Origin of the sequence: Brevibacillus sp. HB1.2 (genome assembly GCF_013332495.1) — a bacterium.
In the GTDB taxonomy this organism is placed as follows: Bacteria; Bacillota; Bacilli; order Brevibacillales; family Brevibacillaceae; genus Brevibacillus; species Brevibacillus porteri.
Genome location: NZ_JABMIU010000011.1, coordinates 58320 through 82233, shown reverse-complemented (window position 1 = coordinate 82233; position 23914 = coordinate 58320). Strand labels below are relative to the sequence as shown.

26 protein-coding genes are annotated in these 23914 nt (G+C 48.5%); 20 read left to right on the top strand and 6 right to left on the bottom strand.

Annotated elements, in window-relative coordinates:
- The first annotated feature begins 21 nt into the window (after positions 1 to 21).
- The 4 genes from HPY28_RS21950 to lipA all read left to right on the top strand — a co-directional run bounded on the left by HPY28_RS21950 (position 22) and on the right by lipA (position 5033).
- On the top strand, positions 22 to 573 hold the full coding sequence (locus tag HPY28_RS21950; protein WP_017251378.1) for a DJ-1/PfpI family protein: 552 nt from the start codon (positions 22 to 24) through the stop codon (positions 571 to 573).
- Positions 574 to 709: 136 nt separating this feature from the next.
- Positions 710 to 1837, top strand: a complete 1128-nt coding sequence (locus tag HPY28_RS21945) for a metallophosphoesterase family protein (RefSeq protein WP_174231402.1) — start codon at positions 710 to 712, stop codon at positions 1835 to 1837.
- Positions 1834 to 4029 (top strand): ATP-binding protein, encoded by a 2196-nt coding sequence (locus HPY28_RS21940; protein ID WP_174231401.1) that lies wholly within the window; start codon positions 1834 to 1836, stop codon positions 4027 to 4029. Before HPY28_RS21945 ends, HPY28_RS21940 begins: the two co-directional genes overlap by 4 nt.
- 101 nt (positions 4030 to 4130) lie before the next feature.
- Positions 4131 to 5033, top strand: a complete 903-nt coding sequence (gene lipA / locus HPY28_RS21935; RefSeq protein WP_017251375.1) for a lipoyl synthase — start codon at positions 4131 to 4133, stop codon at positions 5031 to 5033.
- A gap of 70 nt (positions 5034 to 5103) precedes the next feature.
- Here lipA and HPY28_RS21930 read toward each other — a convergent pair whose 3' ends face one another.
- Positions 5104 to 6096 (bottom strand): YhcN/YlaJ family sporulation lipoprotein, encoded by a 993-nt coding sequence (locus HPY28_RS21930; RefSeq protein ID WP_174231400.1) that lies wholly within the window; start codon positions 6094 to 6096, stop codon positions 5104 to 5106.
- A 79-nt stretch (positions 6097 to 6175) separates the two neighbouring features.
- Here HPY28_RS21930 and HPY28_RS21925 point away from each other — a divergent pair, with 79 nt between their 5' ends.
- Positions 6176 to 6841, top strand: coding sequence for a YutD family protein (locus tag HPY28_RS21925; RefSeq protein ID WP_174231399.1), 666 nt, complete (start codon positions 6176 to 6178; stop codon positions 6839 to 6841).
- Positions 6842 to 6908: 67 nt separating this feature from the next.
- Here HPY28_RS21925 and HPY28_RS21920 read toward each other — a convergent pair whose 3' ends face one another.
- The 3 genes from HPY28_RS21920 to glpX form a co-directional block, all read right to left on the bottom strand.
- Complete coding sequence (locus tag HPY28_RS21920; RefSeq protein ID WP_174231398.1) at positions 6909 to 7385, bottom strand: hypothetical protein; 477 nt, start codon at positions 7383 to 7385, stop codon at positions 6909 to 6911.
- A gap of 153 nt (positions 7386 to 7538) precedes the next feature.
- Entirely contained in the window at positions 7539 to 7808 is a 270-nt protein-coding gene (locus tag HPY28_RS21915; protein WP_017251371.1) for a DUF3055 domain-containing protein, read from the bottom strand.
- Positions 7809 to 7820: 12 nt separating this feature from the next.
- Positions 7821 to 8795 (bottom strand): class II fructose-bisphosphatase, encoded by a 975-nt coding sequence (gene glpX, locus HPY28_RS21910; RefSeq protein WP_173622943.1) that lies wholly within the window; start codon positions 8793 to 8795, stop codon positions 7821 to 7823.
- Between the two features lie 270 nt (positions 8796 to 9065).
- On the opposite strand from glpX, the gene HPY28_RS21905 reads away from it, so the two are divergent.
- From HPY28_RS21905 to HPY28_RS21890, 4 genes are all read left to right on the top strand, one after another.
- On the top strand, positions 9066 to 9500 hold the full coding sequence (locus HPY28_RS21905) for a DUF86 domain-containing protein (protein WP_017251369.1): 435 nt from the start codon (positions 9066 to 9068) through the stop codon (positions 9498 to 9500).
- Between the two features lie 108 nt (positions 9501 to 9608).
- Positions 9609 to 10238: a helix-turn-helix transcriptional regulator gene (locus HPY28_RS21900; RefSeq protein ID WP_026043310.1), complete on the top strand. Its 630-nt coding sequence runs from the start codon at positions 9609 to 9611 to the stop codon at positions 10236 to 10238.
- 307 nt (positions 10239 to 10545) lie between these two features.
- Positions 10546 to 11775, top strand: a complete 1230-nt coding sequence (locus HPY28_RS21895) for a DUF4073 domain-containing protein (protein ID WP_174231397.1) — start codon at positions 10546 to 10548, stop codon at positions 11773 to 11775.
- A 135-nt stretch (positions 11776 to 11910) separates the two neighbouring features.
- Positions 11911 to 12690, top strand: coding sequence for a TIGR01457 family HAD-type hydrolase (locus HPY28_RS21890; RefSeq protein WP_174231396.1), 780 nt, complete (start codon positions 11911 to 11913; stop codon positions 12688 to 12690).
- Here the strand turns inward: HPY28_RS21890 and HPY28_RS21885 are convergent.
- Entirely contained in the window at positions 12685 to 13200 is a 516-nt protein-coding gene (locus tag HPY28_RS21885; protein WP_017251365.1) for a phosphatidylglycerophosphatase A family protein, read from the bottom strand. The genes HPY28_RS21890 and HPY28_RS21885 overlap by 6 nt on opposite strands.
- A gap of 164 nt (positions 13201 to 13364) precedes the next feature.
- Between HPY28_RS21885 and HPY28_RS21880 the strand changes: the two genes are divergently transcribed.
- The 3 genes from HPY28_RS21880 to HPY28_RS21870 are packed head-to-tail and all read left to right on the top strand — an operon-like array spanning position 13365 to position 16283.
- Positions 13365 to 14450, top strand: a complete 1086-nt coding sequence (locus tag HPY28_RS21880) for a protein kinase family protein (protein WP_017251364.1) — start codon at positions 13365 to 13367, stop codon at positions 14448 to 14450.
- The gene (locus tag HPY28_RS21875; RefSeq protein WP_174231395.1) at positions 14407 to 15366 is read left to right on the top strand and encodes a 2-hydroxyacid dehydrogenase; all 960 of its coding nucleotides are present in this window, start codon (positions 14407 to 14409) and stop codon (positions 15364 to 15366) included. The genes HPY28_RS21880 and HPY28_RS21875 overlap by 44 nt, the downstream gene beginning before the upstream one ends.
- Positions 15363 to 16283 (top strand): alpha/beta hydrolase, encoded by a 921-nt coding sequence (locus HPY28_RS21870; protein WP_174231394.1) that lies wholly within the window; start codon positions 15363 to 15365, stop codon positions 16281 to 16283. The genes HPY28_RS21875 and HPY28_RS21870 overlap by 4 nt, the downstream gene beginning before the upstream one ends.
- 51 nt (positions 16284 to 16334) lie before the next feature.
- On the opposite strand, the gene HPY28_RS21865 is transcribed toward HPY28_RS21870, so the two are convergent.
- Positions 16335 to 16562, bottom strand: coding sequence for a NifU family protein (locus HPY28_RS21865; RefSeq protein ID WP_007715787.1), 228 nt, complete (start codon positions 16560 to 16562; stop codon positions 16335 to 16337).
- A 195-nt stretch (positions 16563 to 16757) separates the two neighbouring features.
- Between HPY28_RS21865 and HPY28_RS21860 the strand changes: the two genes are divergently transcribed.
- From HPY28_RS21860 to HPY28_RS21825, 8 genes are all read left to right on the top strand, one after another.
- Positions 16758 to 17681 carry a PLP-dependent cysteine synthase family protein gene (locus HPY28_RS21860; protein ID WP_174231393.1) on the top strand — a complete coding sequence of 308 codons (924 nt, stop codon included), beginning with the start codon at positions 16758 to 16760 and terminating at the stop codon, positions 17679 to 17681.
- 1 nt (position 17682) lies between these two features.
- Positions 17683 to 18816: a bifunctional cystathionine gamma-lyase/homocysteine desulfhydrase gene (locus HPY28_RS21855; RefSeq protein WP_017251361.1), complete on the top strand. Its 1134-nt coding sequence runs from the start codon at positions 17683 to 17685 to the stop codon at positions 18814 to 18816.
- Between the two features lie 29 nt (positions 18817 to 18845).
- On the top strand, positions 18846 to 19181 hold the full coding sequence (locus tag HPY28_RS21850) for a YuzD family protein (RefSeq protein WP_106834341.1): 336 nt from the start codon (positions 18846 to 18848) through the stop codon (positions 19179 to 19181).
- A 133-nt stretch (positions 19182 to 19314) separates the two neighbouring features.
- Positions 19315 to 20457, top strand: coding sequence for a hypothetical protein (locus HPY28_RS21845; protein WP_254613172.1), 1143 nt, complete (start codon positions 19315 to 19317; stop codon positions 20455 to 20457).
- A gap of 184 nt (positions 20458 to 20641) precedes the next feature.
- Positions 20642 to 21535 (top strand): hypothetical protein, encoded by an 894-nt coding sequence (locus HPY28_RS21840; protein WP_174231392.1) that lies wholly within the window; start codon positions 20642 to 20644, stop codon positions 21533 to 21535.
- A gap of 144 nt (positions 21536 to 21679) precedes the next feature.
- Positions 21680 to 22021, top strand: coding sequence for a hypothetical protein (locus HPY28_RS21835; protein WP_173622947.1), 342 nt, complete (start codon positions 21680 to 21682; stop codon positions 22019 to 22021).
- Between the two features lie 140 nt (positions 22022 to 22161).
- Complete coding sequence (locus HPY28_RS21830; RefSeq protein WP_174231390.1) at positions 22162 to 23067, top strand: ATP-grasp domain-containing protein; 906 nt, start codon at positions 22162 to 22164, stop codon at positions 23065 to 23067.
- Between the two features lie 15 nt (positions 23068 to 23082).
- A complete protein-coding gene (locus HPY28_RS21825) occupies positions 23083 to 23841 on the top strand; it encodes a carbon-nitrogen hydrolase family protein (protein ID WP_173622949.1) in 759 nt (252 codons plus the stop codon).
- Positions 23842 to 23914 lie beyond the last annotated feature (73 nt).

The window sequence follows — 23914 nt, the reverse complement described above, 5'->3', positions numbered from 1 at the left end:
TCGTCATGAGGAGGCTGTGTGATGAGCAAAAAAGTGTTGATTGTAACAGGTGATGCTGTAGAAGCACTGGAGGTTTTCTATCCGTATTACCGCTGCTTGGAAGAAGGGTATGAAACGGTCATTGCAGCACCCAGCGTGAAAACCCTACACACCGTTTGCCATGATTTCGAAGCACACAGTGAGACATACACAGAAAAGCCAGCTTATCAGCTTCCCGCCCATGCTGCATTCTCAGATATTAACCCTGAGGCGTTTGACGCCTTGATTATTCCGGGTGGACGGGCACCTGAGCATATCAGGCTCAATGAGCACTTGAAGCCGATTGTGGCGCACTTTTTCGAGACCAACAAGCCAGTCGCAGCCATCTGCCATGGTTCCCAAGTATTGACCATCGTTCGCGAGCACTTAGCCGGACGTGAAATCACAGCTTACCAGGCATGCAGACCCGATGTAGAGGCGTGCGGAGCGATCTACCAAACAGAAACGCTCCATGTCGATGGCAATCTTGTTTCCGGACATGCATGGCCAGACCTGCCAGGCTTCATGCGTGAATTCCTTCGTTTGCTCAAGTAAAAACCAAATCCCCCCAACTTCCGTCACTGCTGGCGGAAGTTTTTTCGTTCTGATAGATGCTTTTCATCCAGCCTTTTCCTCTGTATCATAAAGGGAAAGTATGTTCGTCTGTTTCATGTGAGGAGTGGAATTGATCGTGCTGTCATTTATTCATACAGCGGATGTCCATCTGGATGCGCCGCTTCAAATGTTGGGGGAGCGTTACGAGCTGCGTCAGGATGATTTTCGTCAAACGATGAAAAGAATCCGTGACCTCGTCCGAGAAAAGGAAGCAGACTTCTGGCTCATTGCCGGAGATTTGCTGGAATACCACGGGGGAAGACGATCAACTGCGATGTTTTTACGTGATCTTTTTGCCAGCATCGCACCAATTCCTGTTGTGATCGCACCTGGCAATCACGATCCGTGGCGAGCAGATTCGTTTTATCAAACGTTGGAATGGTCAGGGAACGTCTACTGGTTTACACCCGAGTGGGGTGTGTATGAATTTCCCGAAAAGTCGTGCGTGATCTATGGCTGGGGCTTTGGGCAGCCACATGTGTACGAGTCGCCACTTGAGACGTTTCCAGGCAAATTGGAAGGGTATACCCATCATTTGATGGTTCTGCATGCCAGTGTGCTTTCCGATTCAGGTACCGAAGAGCATCATCCGTATGCGCCTGTCACCTTGCAGCAGCTCGTACAGACGGGCATGGACTATGTTGCGATGGGACACATTCACAAGCCGGAGCAATTCATACATCCTGTCAAAAAACAACCGTTCGCAGCTTACCCCGGCTCTCCAGAAGGATTGACGAGTAAGGAAGCGGGAGAACGTAATGTTTTGTATGGAGAGCTAGATCATGATGGCAGATTGCGGCTCACGGCGATTCCTGTCCAGTCACGCAAAATTAGAAAGCTGGATATCAAAGGGAATGGAGTCGAAACGACTGAGCAGCTCATTGATCGGATGGAGCAGCAACTCGCAGAGGAAAAGGATTCCGATATGATGTACATCACGCTGACTGGAGAACGTGCTGCGCATTTTCAGCCTCCATTGTCCGTCCTTCAACAGCGATTTTCCCGTTTTTTTGTGCTGCAGCTGACAGACCGGACCTGGCCTGATGTGGATGAGGACAAGCTGATCGCAGAGGGTGGCGTCTGGGGGAGATGGCTTTCCAAGCTGGCAGAGGCGGAGTCCCGTGCGCAAAATGAGGACGAGCGAGAAATCGTCAGATTAGCCAAGCAAGAGGCTTTGGCGCGGATTGGAGGGACCATTCGATGAAAATAGAGGAGCTAGTGCTGGGGGGCTTCGGAAAATGGCAGGATGCTACCTTTCGTTTTGCTCCAGGCATCAATCTGTTTTATGCCCCTAATGAGTCAGGAAAATCAACGATCCTACAAGGTATTTTCGCTGCCTTGTATGGAATGAAGCGTGATTACGTCAAATCGGCGAGATACTTGCCTGAATATGAAAAATACCGTCCGTGGCAGAGTGGTGCGTACGAAACGATCATTACGTACAAATTAGCGGGCAAAACCTATCGCCTCCATCGTCAGTTGACGAAGGAACGGGAGGATGCGCGCCTCTTTTTGGACCCCGAATGGACGGAAATGACTGATCTTTATTTGGAAGACAGACGCAAGGAACGGAATTTTATCGAAAAGCATACGGGCCTTACACGCAGTCTATTTACGGATTTGACGTGGATCAGGAGGGAACCGCTTCAGGCGGCTGAGCATTTGATTCCGACTTTTACGACTGCGGAAGAAGCCAATCCGGCTGTCCAACTAATTTTGGCGGAGCTGGATCGGGAGGTTGCAGTCATCGGCAAAAAAGAACGGGCCGAAAATACACTTTTGGGAAAAGCCGCTACGAAGGTGGCGCAAAAAGAGCAGGAGAAGGAAAACGCAAAAGAAGCGTGGCGAACGATCAGCCAACTGACGCTGCAAATAGCGGAAGCCACAGAAGAATGTCAGCAATTAGAACTGCGGCGCAGCAGATTGGAGCAGCGTCTGGATCGCTCAACCGGACAAGCAAAAGCGTTGCAGGAACGCTGGCAACGAAGCCATGCCCCTGTCAGTCAACAAGACTGGACGTGGTGGGAGAAAACGGCTCGCTCTGAAGCCGAGCTGGCTATTCACGAAGAGGTAAGACGTGATTTCACTCAGGTAAACATGCCGACGGTAGCCGTACAACAGAGTGATGACCAGCTCATACCCTTACAGCACGATTATGAAAAAGGCGTACAATTGCTCAAACAGCGAGAAGCATTGCATATTCGTTTGGCGTCACTGGCTGTATCGGCCCTTTCTACAAGTCCGCGAAGTACAGCATCACGAAGGACTCGCCAAGGCAATCAGGCGAAAAGGAAGCGGGGAGCTGCACTCATGTGGGGCGGCGCAGGGATATTCTCTGTTCTCGGGGTAATCAGCTTCGTGAGTGGACATCCCGTTCTGGGAGGAGTTTCTGTGACTGCCGCTTTGTTGCTGTTCGGCTTTGGGGTTTTCTTGCTGCGAGTAAAAGGGAGTACGGGCGAACCGAAACAGATAGCAGAAAATGATACGGTACAGGAAAGTCAAAGAGTACAAGAAGAGATCGCTTCGCTCGATGCTGAACTCGCCATACTTGTTCAGAAATGGGGGGCGAGTAATTGGGATACATTTTTGGAAAGACGGGAAGAGCTACTGAAAAGCACGCGCACGCAACAATCTGAGCAGCTACTATCCGAGATGGCGAAAACGAAGCAGGAGGCTAATCTGTCTGCAAGCTGGGGGGAGGCACTTCGAACCCTACTTGATCAGGAGAAAAACGCGCTTGAGACAGAGCAAGGCAAATTGCGTATCGAGATGGTGGAGATTGAGGAGAGACTGCAGGAGCTGCGGGAACAAATGGCTAGAGGAAATGGGGAGATGGCGGTTCATGAGAGCCTGTCATTATCTCGCGCGACTGATGAGCTTGAGGAAGCGCAGGCAGCACTTCGTCAGCTGCAAAATAAGCGGGATGCCCTTCAGCTGGCTCGGGAAATGCTCCAGGAGGCAGTAGGGGAATGGAGACGGGATAGCACTCCTGCTGTAAATCAGCAGGCTTCGGAGATCATCGAGCATATTACAGGGGGAGCGTATCGGGATGTCAGACTCGATCCCCGTGACGGATTTGCCATCCGTTTGCTTTCGCCGACCAAACAAATGGTGCTCGAACAGGACCAATGTTCCACGGGGACCATTGATCAGCTATACCTTGCCCAGCGTTTGGCATTGGTGCATCATGCCAAGCAGTCGGAGCCATTGCCGCTGTTTTTCGATGATCATTTTGTCCATTATGATGAAGAGCGTCTGCGTCGAACGCTTGACTATGTCGCGATGCTGGCACAAGAACAGCAAGTGTTTCTTTTCACCTGTCATGAACGAGAGCTGCGTATGCTGGAGCCATTGCTTCGTCAAGAGAACCGTCATACCGTGCATCGGATCGGGTAATTGTTTCCGGGGGAGGAAAGAGGTTGCCCCTCCGAAATCCAACCTCTATAATGGAGATTGTTATTGTCTTGTATCATGATGTCACATGAGGAGTGAGCCCTATGACGCAACGCAAGCCGGAGTGGCTCAAGATCAACCTTGTTTCAGGATCAGAACTAGCCAGCTTTAAAGAGCTTAAGCAAACCATGCGCACGAAGACGCTACATACCGTTTGTGAAGAAGCAAAATGCCCCAACATTCATGAATGCTGGGCAAGCGGTACAGCAACTTTCATGATTTTGGGTGATATATGTACCCGAGCCTGTCGGTTTTGTGCAGTAAAAACGGGACTACCGACGGAGCTGGATACAGCTGAACCAGAACGTGTAGCAGAAGCAGCAGAACAAATGCGTTTGAAGCATGTCGTTGTTACTTCCGTTGCTCGTGATGATTTGGCAGATGGAGGCGCACAGATTTTTGCCGATACGATTCGTGCGATTCGTCGTCGACTGCCGTTTGCCTCTGTAGAAGTATTGATTCCCGATTTTATGGGGAACTGGGATGCGTTAAAAGTGGTCATGGACGCAAAGCCTGACGTACTAAACCACAACATTGAGGCGGTTCGCCGGATGTCAGATCGCGTACGGGCAAGAGCCAAGTACGATCGGACGCTGGAACTGTTGAAAAAGGCGAAGGAATTCCAGCCGAGCATTCCGACGAAGTCCAGTCTGATGATTGGTGTAGGCGAGACGATGGAGGAAATCATCGAAACGATGGATGACCTGCGTTCTGTCGATGTCAACATCATGACGATTGGCCAGTATTTGCAACCGACCAAGAAGCATTTGAAGGTAGAAAAATTTTATCATCCAGATGAATTCGCTCACTTGAAGGATGAAGGCATGAAGCGTGGCTTTAGTCACGTGGAGTCAGGTCCATTAGTACGCAGCTCGTACCACGCTCACGAGCAGGCGAGTGCCGCGAAGGAAACGATTGCGAAAGAATCCATGCCGAAAGCGCAATAATAAGTAACCCCCTCAGCCGCCCTACACGAGCGGAAAAGAGGGGGTTTTTCACTATATGGGGGAGAGGGCTTTAGCGACTGGTTGTAGCTTTGTGAGTTGCCTTCACGTTATGGGATGTTCCACCCATACGTTTGATAAGCGTTTCAATGCTTTTCGCATCTTCTGTACGTGCTGTACTCACGTTGCTGGAGCGGCTTGCTACACGAGCGATTTCTTGGATGTCATTCGGATTATCGGTAACATACACTTTGTAATAGCGTGGGGAAACCGATTCAGCGTTCATTTTTGCCTGTTTTTTCGCTGTGTGAGCATCTGCTCCTTGTGTGTGCACACCTACAAAAACTTCTTTATCCGTTACCAAGACCGTAGAACGCTGAACGCCAGGGCAACTGGCAGTGACATTCCCTACAGCTTTTGCCAATGCATCACGGTCTACATAGACGTTTGTTACACTGGCGGTTTTCATATGCTGACGGTCAGTCTGCGCATAGCCCATGCGTGGCATTCCGGTTTGCATGACTCCTGCTCCACCGCGATTCCAAGAATGCTGTTGATAAATGGAATGGTGTCTTCCAGTCGGAGTATTGTAAACACCTGCTGTACCCGTACCCATACCAGCTTTATGATCCGTAAAGGCATTGTACGGTCTCATCCCGCTGGTGAAGGCGTTGTAGTTGTTTACATTTGCTCGTGGAGAGGTACCATTTGGATAGACACCGTTGTTAATCCCAGCATTGTTGGTCAGTCCCATGCCATCGTAGTTGCGGACGTGAAGCCCGTCACGCATGCCATCGTAGCTGCGGGTGTGAATGCCGTCGAAATTTGTGGTGCTTGTCCCATTGTAATTACGAGTGTGATGATACCCGTCAATGTTTGTCGAGCGCATGCCATCGTAGTTACGGACGTGCATTCCATCAAAATTTCGAACGTGCGGAGCAGACTGGTACGACATCGTCTTGTTCGGATGCGTGTAGTTAGGCGCAGCATTGTTGTAACAACCAGTAGCTAAGAGCGCAATCCCTGCAATCGCAGGATACAACCATGTCTTTTTCAATGGTAACACCCCCTACACGATAGAATGTCCAAAGGCACAGGTCAGTTATCGTGGGAAATTTAGCTCATGTTGCGTGAAATATGATAAGATGGACATAGTATACATGCGTAAGGAGGAAGCGAGTTTGATTCGCACGCAAGCCGGTACTTATGAAGTCATGGAAGTAAATCGAGACGGCTGGAACCTTGAAGCGTTCAAGGAGCGCTATAGCGACATCCTCGACAAGTACGATTATATTGTAGGGGACTGGGGCTATGGTCAGCTTCGTCTTCGTGGGTTTTATACTGACGCTAATCGCAAAGTACCGTTCGAGCAGCGGATCGCCGCTTTGGATGAGTACCTGCATGAGTTCTGCAATTTTGGTTGTCCGTACTTCGTTTTACGCAAGGTAAAAGCAAACGTTGGCAACGGTGACGACCAGAGCGGGCATGACGAAGCTGGCTTTGATGTCATCATTGATATTCGTCAGGACATCCCCCGTGAAGAGGGTGGCTCTTCGCCTTTTGTAGAACGAAAAGATCGCAGACGCTATCACCCGCGTCAAAATAAACAGGATCGCCAGAACAATGCTGGCGCTGATCGCAATGGGGCAGGGAGAAACGAGCGCGGGGAGAAGCCAAAGTTTCAAAAGGATCGACCCGATAAAAACGGCAAGGATTCCAACTCACGAGAGCGCCGTCCCAATCAATTGAAACCCAATCGCGAACGCGATAAAGTCCCAACAGGACCAAATACGCCGAAACGTGAATCCTAAAAATGACTCAGAATAACCGAAGCATAAAAAAGAGCCCTGTATGTCAGGGCTCTTTTCGTTTTTCGATCTAAAAACCGCCGCCAAAACCACCGGGTCCGCCAAAACCACCGGGTCCGCCAAAACCACCGGGTCCGCCAATACCACCGAGTCCACCAATACCACCGGGACCACCAAAACCACCGGGTCCACCAAAACCACCAGGACCACCAAAGCCACCGGGTCCCCAACCAGGCCAGCCCCATGTGGGCCAATAGCCAGGCCAGCATGTATTGCATCCCCACCAAGGATATGGCTGTGGGACGACAACGACTTCAGGACCTCGTCTTCTTCGGAAAAAGACTGGATGTGCCTGATCTTCTGGAATGTATCGAAAATCCTGGTCTGCTGAGTAATAAGGTGGTTGGTCATATTGAGCGGGAACAAATTGGTTTTGATCGTATTCGTTTTGATCATATTGAGTTTGATGGTATTGGTTTTGGTCGTATGAGCTTTGGTCGTATGAGTTTTGATCGTATGAGCTTTGGTCGTATGGATAAGATTGCATGATGCGATTCGCACTCCTCTCGTTATCTGTCTGTGCATCTGTGCAGTAGCAGTATACGAGGCATACGCCTGTAAGGAGCATTGTCCAGTAGGAAATGGGCGGGAGCTACAAATAAAAAAAGGAAGAGCCCTCAATCGCTCTTCCTTTGGTGAATTAAATAGCTGCTTCCAAAAATGATTTCAATTCTTCTGCTTCACTCTCGTTCAAGTTGAACGCGAATTCCAGATAGCCTTCTTCTTCCAGATCATCATGTCCAATAATAGCGGAGCGTCCATTTTGAATGTTGATGACAATCGCCTTCCCATAAAAACGGTTGGTCGTTGTAATCGCGAGGTCAAAACGTGTAGCTTCGCCCGTGAAGCTGACAAAGCGCGTTCGCGTATCCTCAGCTTCGTCGTACAAGTAAAACAAATCATTTGCCATATAGGTATCCCTCTACTTCCATAAAAGATTTGGTTTGTGTTCGGTATTGTGTACAGCGCGGACAAAGCGAATGGTTTTGGTTTGGGCACGCATGACGATCGAATGAGTTTCCACCATATCATCACCGAGATAGCGCACGCCTTGCAACAGCTCTCCATCAGAGACGCCTGTTGCCGCGAAAATGGCGTCGTCCCCTTTGACCAGATCGTTCAGCGTCAAGAGCTGTTCCGGATTGTCGAGCCCCATTTTGATGCAGCGTTCGCGCTCGAGGTCGTTTTGCGGCTTGAGCTGGGCTTGCATGTCGCCACCCAGGCACTTGATCGCCGCGGCACTGATCACGCCCTCAGGCGCACCACCGATACCCAAGAACAGGTCAATCCCTGTATGCGGCAGACAGGCAGCAATCGCAGCACCTACATCGCCATCTCCAAAAAGCTTCACTCGCGCACCCTTTTCACGAATGGCGTCAATAATCGCCTGGTGGCGGTCGCGTTCCTGAATAATGACCGTTACATCTTGCACGCGCTTGTTGTTTGCTTTTGCTACAACCTCTATCATTTTATCCACGGGATCGTAAAGGTTGATTTGTCCGGCAGCACGTTTGCCGACGGCCATTTTCATCATGTACATGTCTGGTGCATGCAACAGTGTTCCACGGTCGCCGATGGCGATAACAGACATGGCATTGTTGTGACCCTTGGCGACAATCGTCGTTCCTTCTAGCGGATCAACCGCCACATCTACCTCAGGCCCGCCTGCTTCCGGATTACCGAGCTTTTCACCGATATAGAGCATGGGGGCCTCATCCAGTTCACCTTCGCCAATGACGACGGTACCCCTCATGTTAATCGTATCAAACATGGCGCGCATGGCGCTGGTCGCTGCTCCATCTGCTTCATTCTTTTTCCCGCGTCCCATCCAGTGAGAAGAGGCGAGTGCAGCCATTTCCGTTACCCGCACAATTTCCAGAGCCAATTCGCGTTCCACAGTGTGTTCCTCCCCTTATGCTTGCCGACAAAAATTCACCCCATCATTGTAACATAAAGTGAACGATCACAACTGCGTGATCAAAAGACGAACGTGATTCGTGACAGGTCGTACAAATTTGGTATACTGAGGGATGAAAAGAGGTGAAACCGGTGAGCAATTCCTATTTGCAGGAAGGGGAATTGGTGCTTCTCGTCCTGGTGCTAACATTTGTGTTTACCGTTTACTACTCAAAACGCAAATCAAAAAAGCGAAAGTAAGGAGAAATATATGTACGACGTGAATACAAAACGAATCGACCAAGTATTGGAACATATGTCTCGTATGCTTGATCTGTTGGACAAGCTCAGCGAACGAGGAGCCAAAGCGGTTTTGGCAGATGAAGTAGCTGTTGCAGCGATGGAGCGAGCCCTGCACTTGTCTATCGAAGGAATAGTGGATGTCGGAAACGCGCTGATCGACGGATTCATTATGCGCGATCCAGGAAGCTACAGCGACATCGTGGAAATTTTGCGGGATGAGCAAGTCATCACGGATGAACAGGCTTTGATCCTGACACGTGTTACTGATTTCCGCAAGCATCTGGTTAATGATTATACAAGTGTGCCGGTCAATGAGATGTACAGCCTGGTAGAAGAAGCTGCCGGTGCCATTCGTCAGTTTGAGCCACAGGTGAGAGCCTTCTTGAAAAAAGAACTGTTTTAAAATGTTTTCATTCCAACACTAGGTAGCGGATATTTTATACAAAAGACTTTCGTTTGTTTACTAAAACGTCTTGATCCACTACAATAGGGAGAAAGGACGGTGATACGTATGACAAACGAAGGAACGTCCACTCGTGATCAAATCCTGCACATGCTCAAGGTCAAAGGTTCACTCCCTGTCAGCGACATGGCCGTCGAGCTAGGGATTACTGAAATGGCGGTTCGACGTCATTTGAACACCCTGGAGAGAGATAATTTGATCAAGTCTACGCTTGTTCGCCAAGCGATGGGACGCCCAACGAATGTTTATTCATTGTCGCAGGAAGCAGACGAACTGTTCCCGCGCAATTATTCTCATTTGACATTAGATTTTTTACAAGACATAAAGGAAATCGATGGTTTGTCCAAAATAGAAATGCTATTTAGACGCCGCGAGAATCGCTTGGAGGAGACTTATCGCTCCCACATGCAAGGTGACTTGGAAAAGCGTGTAGCCAAGCTAGCCGAGCTGCAAAACGATAAAGGCTACATGGTGGAATGGGAAAAGGACGAAAATGGAGACGGCTATCGGATTCAGGAGTTCAATTGCCCAATCTCGCAAGTAGCTCGTGAATTCAACCAAGCGTGTAGCTGTGAACTCTCGTTGTTCCGTCGGGTCTTGAATGCCAATGTCGAGCAAACCACGTGCATGGCAAAAGGCGGAGACAAATGCGTGTTCCACATCAAGGAAGCGAAATAACGAGCTATAACGAAAGTCCACTCAAATCGGGTGGATTTTTTTCTTTTGTTTACAAGATTTCCCCGGCACAGGATTCGGTTAGGATCCTGTGCCTTTTTTCTGTAAACAGGCAGGTATTAAGTACCCTTTTACTACATTCTCGCAATCTTAATGTTGTTTTAACGTTTTCTTTATGTTGGACATCTACTATTTATGGTGTAAAAAACAACAAAACACAGGGAAAACAACAGAAAGGCGGAATGATAGCAGGATAATATTGGTTATTCGGGTGGGTGTCGTGACGAAAACAGATGAGGAGTGATCCGTAATGAAAAAAATGGTATCAAGTATAGCTGCTTCTGCCATCTTGTTGGGTGGAATCCTTCCAGTCGATGATTCCGCTCATGCAAAAGAGAAAAAGATGACGATGACATTTGACGTGATCAGTGACATCCAAGGAGACCTCCGAGATTTTGATCACGTTTTGCAAGACATCAATGAGGAAAATTCAAATTCCGAAGCGCTGATCATTAACGGTGATATTACTCCTCGCGGCTATGATTTTGAATATCAAGCCGTGCAAGATGTACTCGATAAAAATCCTCACCCTGAAAACGTGTGGTACAGCATCGGTAATCATGAGTTTTATGTGCCGAAGTGGAAGAATCCCCAAACGCTTGCACAAAGTAGCTGGCCAAACGGCACAACGGAAGAAGAGTTGTTCGATAACTTCTACGAATTCAGCGGAGAAGACAAAGTCTATCACCAGAAAGAAATCAATGGATATCCCTTTCTCTTTCTCGGCACAGAAAAATACATGAAATACCACGATTCAAAATTGTGGGATGAAGTATACATGAGCGACGAGCAACTGGATTGGCTGAAAGAAAATCTGAAGCATTACAGCAAGCAGGACGAGAACAAGCCCATTTTCGTATTCTCCCACCATGTGCTTCCAGACAGTGTCTCCGGCTCCAAACAAAATCCATACATGAACGATTACCTGAAGGTGGACAAGCTCCTTGACATCTTGAAAGACTATCCGCAAGTCGTTTTCTTCACGAGTCACACCCATTGGGATCTGAACCTACCGGACTGGGCAGGCAAAAAGAAAGTCAAAGGCGGAGACAAACGCGGTTTTACCGTCGTAAACACGGGCGGGATTGAAACGGGATGGATGTCAGCCGGTCCAGACGGCGGCGAAAAAGTCGCGCCGGATGGAGGGGCTTTCAAGCAAGGACTGCGCTTGCAAGTGTACGGTAATGATGTCGTCATCCAAGCGTATGACTACCAACACGACAAAGTCATTAAGAAGCTCGGCATCCATAATGGAAAAATCGAGCAGTTGCCGCCGGATGTACAGGCAGATGATGATAATAATGTGCTTGTCAACGCGACGCCATACATGGAGTACGCAGTTGGCAAGCAAAAAAACTGGCGGGATTTTGATCCCGAAAATCCACCGACATTTCCAGGGAACCAGACCGTGTATGTCCGTCATAAAGGGGAAATGAACCTAGAAGACGGCAAGCCAATCATGGTTAAATTCAAGAAATAAGTGGACTTCCGTGCATTGTTCGTTAAAAGAGGGCCGATCGGGTCCTCTTTTTTTGCGATAGAAAGGACGAAGGTTTACACTAAGAGGGGAGAGCTTGTACAACCGGCTTACGAAACAGATGGGAGATGGAACAACGTGAAACCATATAAAGGCTATTTACTTGATCTGGATGGAACGATTTATCGGGGAAAAGAAGCGATTCCGGGAGCCGCAGCATTCATCACCCACTTAAAAACTCATCAGATTCCGTATTTGTTCCTGACCAACAATTCTTCAGCCTCTGCAAAGCACGTGGCGGAACGGCTGGTGGCAATGGGCATAGAGGCAGAGGCTCGGGACGTATATACCACGAGCATGGCGACCGCTACTTATTTACGAGAGCAAGCACCAGCGGGTACACGCGTCTACGTGATTGGAGAGGCGGGCTTGCATGATCAGCTGACGGATGCAGGTTATGTGATTACAGAAGAAGATCCGGCTTATGTCATTGTTGGGATTGATCGTACTTTTACGTATGAAAAGCTGGCGATCGCCGCACGCGCTATCCGTGCAGGAGCAACCTTTATCGCTACAAATGCAGATGCAGCCCTGCCGACGGATGCCGGACTGTTCCCAGGCAATGGTTCACTGGTGGCAGCCGTCTCCGTTGCGTCTGCGACCAAACCAATCGTGATTGGCAAACCAGAGTCCATCAGCGTCCGATATGCTCTGGATCAGCTTGGTACTGCTGCGGCTGACACGCTGATCGTCGGGGACAATTTATATACGGACATTGAGGCAGGTGCCAACAGCGGCTTGGACAGCTTGCTCGTTTTGACAGGCTATTCCACCCGCGAAGAAGCAGACAAGCATCATGCTGCGCCTACCCATATTGCCGAAGATTTGCCTGAATGGCAGCGACGAATCTCCCTATGATTCTGCGCATTCTTCCTGCTGCTTCTGGCGGTGGGCAATACGGCTGGAGGCGGCTGCTGCGACCGCACCGACGAGATCGTCCAAAAAAGTATGGACACCAAAACGCTTGTCGTTGAGGTCGGCGAGTTTGCCGTGCTTCAGCTTGTCTACATAACCGAAGTTGGTGAATCCGATGCTCCCGTACAGGTTGACGATGGCGAGGGCGAGTACCTCGTCTATGCCATAGAGAGGCTCGTCTGATTCAATAATCGCCTGGAGCGGAGGCAGCAGCTGCTTTTGTTCTGCGAGAATGTCGAGTTGAATCCCAGTCAGCAACGCGTTTTGGACCTCACGTTTTTTCAAGACGGCAGTAACACTGTCCAGACACATGTCCAAGGTGATGTCAGGGATATATTTTGACTGTAGGAACATGACAATTTCAGCAATGTCGTTCATACTGACTCCTCGTTTTTCCAAAAGCTCAATAACGAAGTCCAGACAACTCTCACTATTTAGTGGATGCTCACTCATACTTGGGGTTCCTCCTTTTTCACGTGCGTGTTCAAAAAGTCGACTTTTCAGCACCCAGAAAGTCGGCATGAATGTATCTAGTATCTGCATACAGATAGGCACCTATCCCGATCTAACGACATACAATGCCAGAAGAGCAGTATGCAAGGAGGGTGAACGACTGTATGGAAGAAAAAGAGCTTCTTCAGGAGAAGTACGGTTTTGAACTCCAGGGATATCGCACGACGGGTGCAAGCAAGGTACTGGAAACGGATCGAGGCCTTTACTACATGTTCGAGGCGCCAGCCGGATATAAATACAAAAGCAAGTTTATTGAAAAAGTAAAAAATCATTTGAGTCAACAGCAAAACATTCGCTTGTTAAAGCTGGTGAATACAACAAGCGGGCAGGCTCACATCGTTGATGATGAGCAGCTTTACTATTTATACAGAGGCGTGCGGGAGGCGGTTCCTGACAATCCATTTTATGCCAGTGGCCAATCACTCGCACAGTTCCATCTGGCCACGAGTGATTTTTCATCTGACAAGATGTTTATCCCTTATAGCTCTCTTGGCAACTGGCCGAGTATGTGGCGTAAAAAGCTACGGAATTTTAATGAGTACCGGGATGAGATGGATGAGGATAATGTAGAGCTCGCGCCAATGGATGAATATTTGTTGACCTGCTTCACCTACATTACTCAGCTTGGTGAATTGTCCGTTCAATATTTGTTGGATGCTGGATACGATAAAGTTGTGAAGGAAACAGCTAGTCTCGGGAAAGTAGCCTACCAAAATTTTGATCAAGGGTATATGCTATGGAAAGAGAAGGATGTACGTCTAATGGCAGGTGAATGGAACTGGGTTCTTGATATGCGTACTCGTGATGTTGGGCAGTGGATCAAAGCCGAGACAAAGCGAAACGGCTGGAATGAAGAGGCTGTGACCAGCTTTCTCGACGGCTACAACAGCGTCTCTGCACTACAGCCAGCTGAATATGCCGTGATTTATGCGCTCATGCTCTACCCAGGCAGGTTCTTGAGGCTCGTGGAGACCTATATGGAGTTGCCAGTAGAAGAGCGCCAGGAAGTCAACATCCAAGCATGGCAAACGCAGTTGGAAGACGAGCTAACCAAAATGGAAGACGGACTTCGAAAGTACCCCCTATTCATTGCACAGCGTTATGACGTATCCATTCCACAAATTGACTGGTTGTGGAGGAAAAAAGATGATCAAGCAACAAGTTTTCGTTACGAGGAAACTCAATCCTGAAGTGATCGCGATGCTTGAAAAAGTAGCCGAGGTCGAGCAATGGACAAAAAATGCGCCGATCCCGCGTGAGTTGTTGCTAGAAAAGATTGAACATGTAGATGCCGTCTTGACCATGCTGACAGAACGCGTGGATGAGGAATTTTTGGCGCGTACAAAACGACTCCGAATCGTGGCGAACATGGCGGTCGGTTACGACAATATTGATTGGGAAGCGTGCAGGCGACACGAGGTCATCGTAACCAACACTCCTGATGTGCTGACAGAGTCTACAGCCGATTTGGCTTTCGCTTTATTGATGGCAACAGGCCGCCGATTGACGGAAGCCAATCGATTTTTATTGCAGGGGGAATGGACATCGTGGAGTCCGACCCTCATGGCTGGACAAAATATATATGGTTCGACTCTGGGGATTATTGGGATGGGGCGAATTGGGGAAGCTGTGGCGAGACGCGCCAAAGGATTTGGCATGCGGATCTTGTATCACAACCGGAATCGCAAACCGCAGGCTGAGCAAGAGACAGGAGCACGGTATGCTGATTTGGCGGAGCTTCTGCAAGAGTCCGATTACGTCGTTCTGCTTACACCGCTGACAGAGGACACACGCATGTTAATGGGGGAAAAACAATTTTCGCTCATGAAAGAAACCGCTGTGTTTATCAATGTTTCTCGTGGTGGGACAGTCGATGAGTCCGCATTGTATCAAGCGTTGGTAGACAAAAAAATATGGGCGGCAGGTCTGGACGTTTTTGCGGTCGAGCCTGTCCCGATGGATAACCCGCTCTTGCAGCTGCCAAATGTAGTCGCATTGCCACATATCGGTAGTGCAACTGTGCAAACGAGGGCGGAGATGGCGAGGCTGGCTGCTGCTAACATCGTAGCTGTACTAAGTGGGAGGGAACCTCTGACTGCCATATGAACATGTTCTTTGTAGGAATCACAGGACTCTTATTGCTACTCTTGATTGCAGCAGTAGCCGTGTCGTTTCACGTAACCTGGCGCTTGACGCATCCCGTACGAAAGTCGGTTAACATGGACCCCCGAGATTTTGGGATTGAACAGGTGGAATCCATCGTTTTTTCGAGCAGGGAAACGACCATTTCGTTAGCTGGATGGTACTTGTCAGCTGAAAAAAATGGGAAAGTCTCCAATGGACGTACTGTAGTCTTCGCCCATGGGTATAGCCAAAACAGATTAGAACCGCATCTTCCCGCTCTGTCACTAGCGGCAAGACTTGTTCATGCCGGCTTTGACGTCCTGATGTTTGACTTTCGAAATGCGGGTGAGTCCAGCGATGCGCTGACTACGATTGGTCTTCGGGAACAGCAGGATTTGCGGGGGGCCATTGATTTTGCGGCAGCCAAGAAGCCGGAACATACACTGGGTCTCGTCGGATTTTCCATGGGGGCGGCAACCTCCTTGATGGTGGGAGGAGTGGATGAACGCATCACTGCGATTGTAGCGGATTCTCCATTCTATTCCTTGCGTGAATACTTGGTTGAGAACTTGCCGCAGTGGACGGGCCTGCCTCGCTTTCCATTCAACTGGCTCATCCTTACCTTGTGTCCTATATTGCTAGGAGCTAATCCGCGTGACGTCAATCCGTATCAGGCAGTCAAGCAAGCGGAAAAACCCATCCTTTTTATACACGGAACAGGCGATACGACGATCCCCATGGTGAACAGCGAACGACTATTTGAGCTGACGCAAGACAAAGATTCCGAGATTTGGATCGTACCGCGAGCGGGTCACGTCCGCAGTTATCCGTTAGTTCCAGAGGAATACGAGAAGCGCGTCGTAGCTTTTTTGGAAAAGGGAATGGGGAAGAGGAAATGAAAAAAGCAGCTACGCGGTTGCTGTAGCTGCTTTCATGTCGATGTGACTGGATTAGAATACTTGTTGAACTTCCTTGATGCCTGGGATTTCTTCCACCAGTGCACGCTCGATTCCTGCTTTCAGGGTGATGGTAGAGGAAGGGCAGCTACCGCAAGCACCCATCAGGCGCAGCTTCACGATGCCATCTTCTACATCAACGAGTTGTACGTCTCCGCCGTCACGTTGCAGGTAAGGACGCAGTTTATCGAGAACTTCTTGTACTTGATCCATGATATCCATGTTACATTCACTCCTTTCCAACCTCTCCTTTATTATAATCATACCATGGTGAGAAATCCATGGCTTACATGCCCTGTTGACACTTTGAAGTTCCGCTGACACACCGAAGTTTAGTAGCATGGACTTTTTGTAATCTTTGCATGTTATAATGAAAAAGAAAGAAGCAAGTACTTCAATATAAGGAGTCAGATCTTCGTGAACGTATTTCGTAATGTGAAGGAACTGATTGGTAATACGCCGATCGTCGAAATTACACAATTTGAGCTCCCTGAAGGTGTCCGCTTGTTCGCCAAGCTGGAATATTTTAACCCAGGAGGCAGCGTAAAAGACAGACTCGGCATGGAGTTGATTCGTGCCGCAGAGGAGAATGGCCAATTGGCCCCAGGTGGTACCATTATCGAACCGACAGCAGGAAATACAGGAATTGGTGTAGCGCTGGCCGCTGTAGGAACTGGTTATAAAGTCATCTTCTGCGTACCAGCGAAGTTTTCCGAGGAAAAGCAAGATCTGATGCGTGCCCTCGGAGCAGAAGTCGTCAATACACCGACAGAGTTGGGGATTAAGGGTGCAATTGCCAAGGCAAAAGAACTCGCAGAATCGATTCCAGGTGCTTTTGTACCACAGCAATTTGCTAACCCGGCAAATCCAGACGCACACTACAAAACAACAGGTCCGGAAATTTGGAGTCAAATGGACGGCCAAGTAAACGTATTTGTGGCAGGCGCTGGCTCTGGCGGTACTTTCATGGGTGCTGCTCGTTACTTGAAAGAACAAAACCCAAACGTAAAAACGGTAATTGTCGAGCCAGAAGGTTCCATCTTGAATGGGGGAGAATCCGGCCCGCATAAAACAGAGGGGATCGGCATGGAGTTTTTGCCTCCATTCATGGATACGAGCTACTTCAATGCTATTCACACGATTCTCGATGTGGAAGCATTCGATCTGGTCAAGCAGCTGGCTGCCAAGGAAGGCTTGCTCGTAGGCAGCTCCTCAGGTGCAGCTATGGCAGCGGCACTGCGCGAAGCAAGAGAAGCTGCTCCAGGGACGAATATCGTTACACTGTTTGCTGACGGCAGCGAACGTTATCTAAGCAAGAAAATTTACCAGGGGGGAATTTAAGATGCGTATCAAAACTCGTCTGATCCACGGCGGAATCGATGGAGATCCACATACAGGAGCCGTATCCGTTCCAATTTACCAGGTAAGTACTTATAAACAGGAAGCAATTGGCGTTCACAAGGGCTTCGAATACTCCCGTACCGGGAACCCGACTCGTCACGCTTTGGAAACATACATCGCAGAAATCGAAGGCGGCGCTCGTGGCTTTGCATTTGGTTCTGGTATGGCGGCACTCTCTACCATCCTCTCCATGTTCAACAAAGGCGACCATCTCGTGGTAGGTGACGATGTATACGGTGGTACTTACCGCGTCGTTACACGTGTATTCTCCCGTATGGGTCTGGAAGCAACCTATGTAGACACGAGTGATCTGGCAGCAGTAGAGGCGGCAATTCGCCCGGAAACCAAAGCAATCATTATGGAAACACCGACAAACCCGCTGCTGAAAGTAAGCGACATCAGCGCGTTGGCAGGCATCGCGAAAGCAAAAGGCGTGCTGCTCGTGGTAGACAACACGTTCATGACACCATACTGGCAAAATCCGCTGGATCTCGGTGCTGACATCGTGTTCCATAGCGCAACGAAATATTTGGGCGGACACAGCGACGTAGTAGCAGGTCTGGTCGTAGCAAAAGATGCGCAAGTGGGCGAAGACCTCCATTTTGTGCAAAATGCAATTGGCGGAGTGCTCGGGCCACAAGATTCTTGGCTCTTGCTGCGCGGTATGAAGACGCTGGGAATTCGGATGGAAGAGCATGAGCACAACGCACGTACGATAGCAAAATGGCTGTCTGAGCGCAGTGACATCAAACGCGTCATTTACCCTGGACTGTCCAGCCATTCTGGTCATGAGCTGATTCAAAAGCAAGCTCGTGGCTTTGGTGGTATGATTTCCTTCGACGTAGGAAGCGCAGAGCGTGCTGACGAAGTGTTGGCAAAGGTAAAATACTACACGTTGGCTGAATCACTGGGTGCAGTGGAGAGCTTGATCAGCGTACCTGCACGCATGACACATGCATCTATCCCGGCAGAGCGCCGTGCTGAGCTGGGCATTACGGATGGCTTGGTGCGCATCTCTGTTGGTATTGAAGATGTTCAGGACTTGATCGAGGACCTGGAACAAGCATTGTCCTAAGCTAGCTGACCCGGGGGAGGGCGGATATAGTGACTGTCGATATCAAGGTTTTTGGGACAGAGCAATTGTGCGCAAGCTGCGTCAATTTGCCATCTGCAAAGGAAACAGCCGAGTGGCTGGAGGCGGCACTCTCTCGCAAATATGGGAGTGACAGCATCCGCATCGTTTATAGCGACTTTCAACAGCCGCAGACAGACGATGACAAAAGCTGGGCGAATCGCATTATCGAGGAAGATTTATGGTATCCGCTTGTCGTAATTTCCGGGGAAATTGTCGGTGAGGGAAATCCGAAATTAAAGGATATCTATGAAAAGCTGGAGAACATGGGCGTGCAGCCGATTGCTTCTACAGCCGATGCCGAATAACAGCATAAGAGCAACCACAAACATTTTTTACAGCGACCAGATGCATGAGCCTGGTCGTTTTTTTTATCTGTGAGAAACGACATTGTTCATTTTTTCGTCTACTGAGTATTATGATAAAAAGGATAATTTTGGGATGAATAGGAAAAGAATGGTGATCGGTGCTCTGGCATGTACAATTTGCTTTGCCGGTATGTTAACTGCTCCCTTGCCTCAAACGCAGGCAGCAGCAGCTACCTATCAGATTACATACAAGCTACCGCCGAATCCGGAAAAGTACTTGTTTTTGAATAAACAGATGGTCTCTATTACGAATCCGCAACCGCTTCCAGTAGGGGTGCGTCCCTATTCGTCTGGTGACTCGGACATGCATGGTGGTGGTGATCCACAATCACTAAACAAAATGTACTACTCTTATAACCTGAAATTTCAAACCTCGAAAAAAGGATTTCTATGGAATGTGTACGATTTTATCGGAACACTTCCCCCAGCTTATCCCGCAGATGTGAATCTGGCTGAGCTGGACAATCGGATCAGGAGCCTCGAACGTCTAACAAGTGAAGACGAACAAGTAATCCAAAGTCGTGCCCAAATCCATATGGATGCTCGACTGAAGCCACTCATCCAGGCTGGATACGTCATGCCTGACGAAATTGATGATGAGATGGCAACGAAGGAATTCGTCGCAACGGTACTCTACCGTATGTTTGGAGCAACCCGACCCTATCATGGGGGGATTGACCTGAAGGACTCGGAGAATGTTGCCGTTCGGTGGGCAGTCGAGGTAGGCTTGCCTGGATTTGAAGTCGATAAAGAAGGATACATTTATCCAAAGTCACCACTTAGCATGGACCCTGGTCCGAACGAATACGGGCAGGAATATGCTTATGAACGCTTGTTTCACTTTATCACGCTCGTTCTGCCGGGGAAAAAGACGGCCGAGGGTTGGGAGTATTACCAAGTCAAGCTGTTAGATGGCATGCTGCCTGTTCAACTCCGTGAGTTCATCCTTGTGAATGGCAAACCATATAAGGACAACGGAGAGTACTCCATCGATGAAACGAAGGAATACCAGAATGCAAGGGGAAAAATTTTTCAGTATTTCGTTCCGCGTTTCCCCAAGATGCTGGAGTTGGCACGCAAGGATGCGATGAAGCCCCGCGTATGGGACTGGAGCCGTGATCTCATCCACCATCCGAAGTTTTCCAAGCAAGTGGCTGCCTATCGCAAAAATAAAAGCAGCAAAAACGTAGATGCCGTCTATCAGGCAGTCAGATAGCATTACAATCTGAACATTCGTCAAGACTCGCCAGCCATTATCAAAAGTGTGTTAGATAACGTCAAGTAATGGGCTGTTTACTATTTGTATATCATTCGTAAACCTTTTGTAACGAAATGGAACAGGCGTCGTCCTATAGTAGTAAATGTAACCAATAACTTACCATTTAGTGGAGGCCATAACGATGAATAAAAAATGGATGAAGCCTGTTACATATTTGCTGCTTGCAGGGGTTGTAGGCGTAGCTGGATTTTCTGCAATGAATACACAAGTAGCTCACGCAGACTCTGAAAAAGGAAAGCTTTTCTCGGCTGCGGCTGAACTGAAACTCGACAAAAACACCTATGTGATCGATCAAAAAACGGCTGACGTCAATGGCGATAAAAAGGATGACATCGTATATCTGGTCGGCCAAAAGGAAAAAGCAGATGACATCTATGCTTCCAATATGAACATCGTAGTGAAAGACGGAAAATCCGGCGCTTATAGTCAAACGGATATCAAAGAGCTGGGCGGCTATGAAGGCGAGCTGACTCTCGTAGACTTCACGGGTGATCATGTTGCAGATGCCTTCGTTAAAACAGCGACTGGCGGAAGCGGCGGTGTTTACAGCCACGTAATCGCTACTTTTGAAAACAACAAGCCAGCCGTGATTTTTGGTGAAAAGGAAAACGAAGGAATCCGGTACGAGGGGAAATTCGTAGATGGCTTTAAAGTAGAAGGCAAAGGCTTCCATCTGGATAAGCCGCTGACGCTTGATGTGAGTGCCAACCAGGATGTATACGTAGCTGCCAAGCTGTATGACAAAGCAGGCAAAGTACAGCCAACAGAAGATGCTGTTTCTGTATTCTCCTATCCATTCGGTTCCCTGACTCCAGTCGATATGGATGCGAACGGTACATTTGAGCTGGTAGGAGAGCAACGACTTGTAGGTATGAACAACACAGATACCGTTTCCCGCATTAATTCTGTTTGGGGCTACCAAGGTGACGGCAAATGGAATCCATGGGAAGTAGAGTATTCTACTTTCTTGAAAAAACACCCGGGTGAAGCGATCAACACGATGATTGAAAAGTAAAAATTGTAGAGCTTGATACGCAGCCTCCTTTTCATGACGGAAATGAAAAAGGAGGCTGTTTTTCGTTACCAGCGAATGGTTCTACTAACCGACTTTTTCTCATATGGATTTTGGGTACAGGGGTAACCAAAGGAGGAAGAGCGGATGGACCAACCGATTGCTCGCTACTACGAGTTGAAGGAAATTCAAAAGCAGGTAGAGGAAGAGTTGAACGAGCTGCGGGGGAAACTGATTGAAGCTTACAGCGAAGCAGGCAGCGCAGAGGAAGGCGAATTCAAGCTGCTGATCTCCTATCAGGAGCGGCGAGAATACAATGATGATCGCCTCTACAACGCCTTGCCAGATCCTTCGCTTTGGCGCCTCATGTCGAAGGCGGATACCGGGAAAATTTCGAGTTTGCTCAAGCTGAATGTCATCCATGAGAAGGTGTTGGCAGACACCTTTGAACCGAAAAAAGTACCCGTTTTACGTGTCCAAAAGCGATAAACTAGCAAAATGAGGAAACCGTCAGGACTAATCTTGACGGTTTTTTTGCATGGAAAGAATTATTTTGTATAATGGAAGGATATAGAAAATCCCTGTTTTTTCCTTACTTTTTCTCTAGCATCTGGAGGAGGATCGTGCAGATGAAAGTCTTATTTTGCAGCCAGCCATTTCAAGAAAACAAAGTCGATGAAACCTACGAATATGAGTATACGTGCGCAAAACAACTCGGCTTGGACATTCATCTGATCAGCTTGGAACAACTGATATACCATGACAACCCGTTAGCGGCTGTGAAACAAATACAACCCGCTCCTGAAAAAGTAACGGCTATCTACAGGGGATGGATGCTAAAACCATTCCTGTACCAAAAATTGTACAACGCCCTGCTAGCCCAAAATATAGAGTTAATCAATACACCCGAAAAGTACGTGCATTGCCATTACCTGCCTGAATCTTATGAAGTCATCAAAGATTTCACACCGCTTTCGGTCTGGCTGTATAAGGAAGAGATAGACGCGTCATTTGAGAGCGTGCATCGGATCGTAAATAGATTTGGTCAGTCTCCGATTATGATCAAAGATTTTGTAAAATCTCGAAAGCACGATTGGAATGAGGCTTGCTATATCCCCGATGCTTCCGATAAAGAAAAGGTACAGCAAGTGACCAATCGATTTCTGGAGCTGCAGCAGGATGAGTTGAATGAGGGAATCGTCTTTCGAGAATTTGTGAAGCTTCAATTTTTGACCCATCACTCGCAGAGCAACATGCCATTATCTCAGGAATATCGCGTTTTCTTTTTGGATGGCGAACCCATGTACATGGCAAATTACTGGGAAGAAGGACAATATGACGATACGCCGCCAGACCTCCAGACATTTTTAGAGGTAGCGAAAAAAATTAAGAGCCGCTTTTTTACCATGGACATCGCAAAGCTGGAAAATGGCTCGTGGACCATCCTCGAGCTAGGGGATGCACAGGTGTCTGCTCTGCCCGAACAGGCTGACACATTTGAATTTTTCACAAAGATAAAAGGAAATCTAACATAGAAGAGGTATCTACCCATGAAAATAGGTTTGGCCCAGACGAGGTTTCCCCAATCAGCGGCGGAGGGGCTTGCGATCATTAAGCAGCAGATGAGAAATGCCGCCAACCACAACTGCGATCTGATTTGCTTTCCTGAATCCGTCATTCCGGGGCTGCGAGGAGTAGGCTATGAAGTGGAAGCCTACGATCACCAGATTCAGCTGGGAGCACTAGGGGAGATTCGTGCGATGGCAAAGGCATGCAAGCTCGCCGTGATTTTGCCGATAGAATGGAAGGATGAGCGCGGGTATCATCTGGTCGCCTTTGTCATCGGAAAAAGTGGAGAAGACCTCGGGATGCAAATCAAAAATCAGATTGATCCAGATGAGGATCTGTTCGATTATGTTCCTGGTGAAGGGCGCCAGTTGTTTGAAATGGAAGGCGTGGCTTTTGGAATTGTCATCTGTCATGAAGGATGGCGGTATCCAGAGACGGTACGGTGGGCGGCACGCCGCGGGGCAAGTATCGTTTTCCATCCGATGTTTACAGGGGAAGTCAGCAATCCCGATTTTTACAACGGGGCAATGGTTTGCCGAAGCTTGGAAAACAACATCTACTTTGCCAGCGTGAACTACGCGATTCCGAATCAACAGGTGACAACGGCTTTGATTTCGCCTACGGGGGAACGACTGTGTGTCGCAGCTTCAGGGAGCGAGGAACTGCTCGTGTATGAGATTGATCCTGCGAGAGCGACCCGATTATTGGCCCAGCGCTTCCAGCCTGAGTTGGTTGATTAGTTAAAGAAAGAGTGTGAATGAATGAATCCAGAATTGTTTCAACCGAGTCTGAAGCCTGGTGTAAACTATGAAA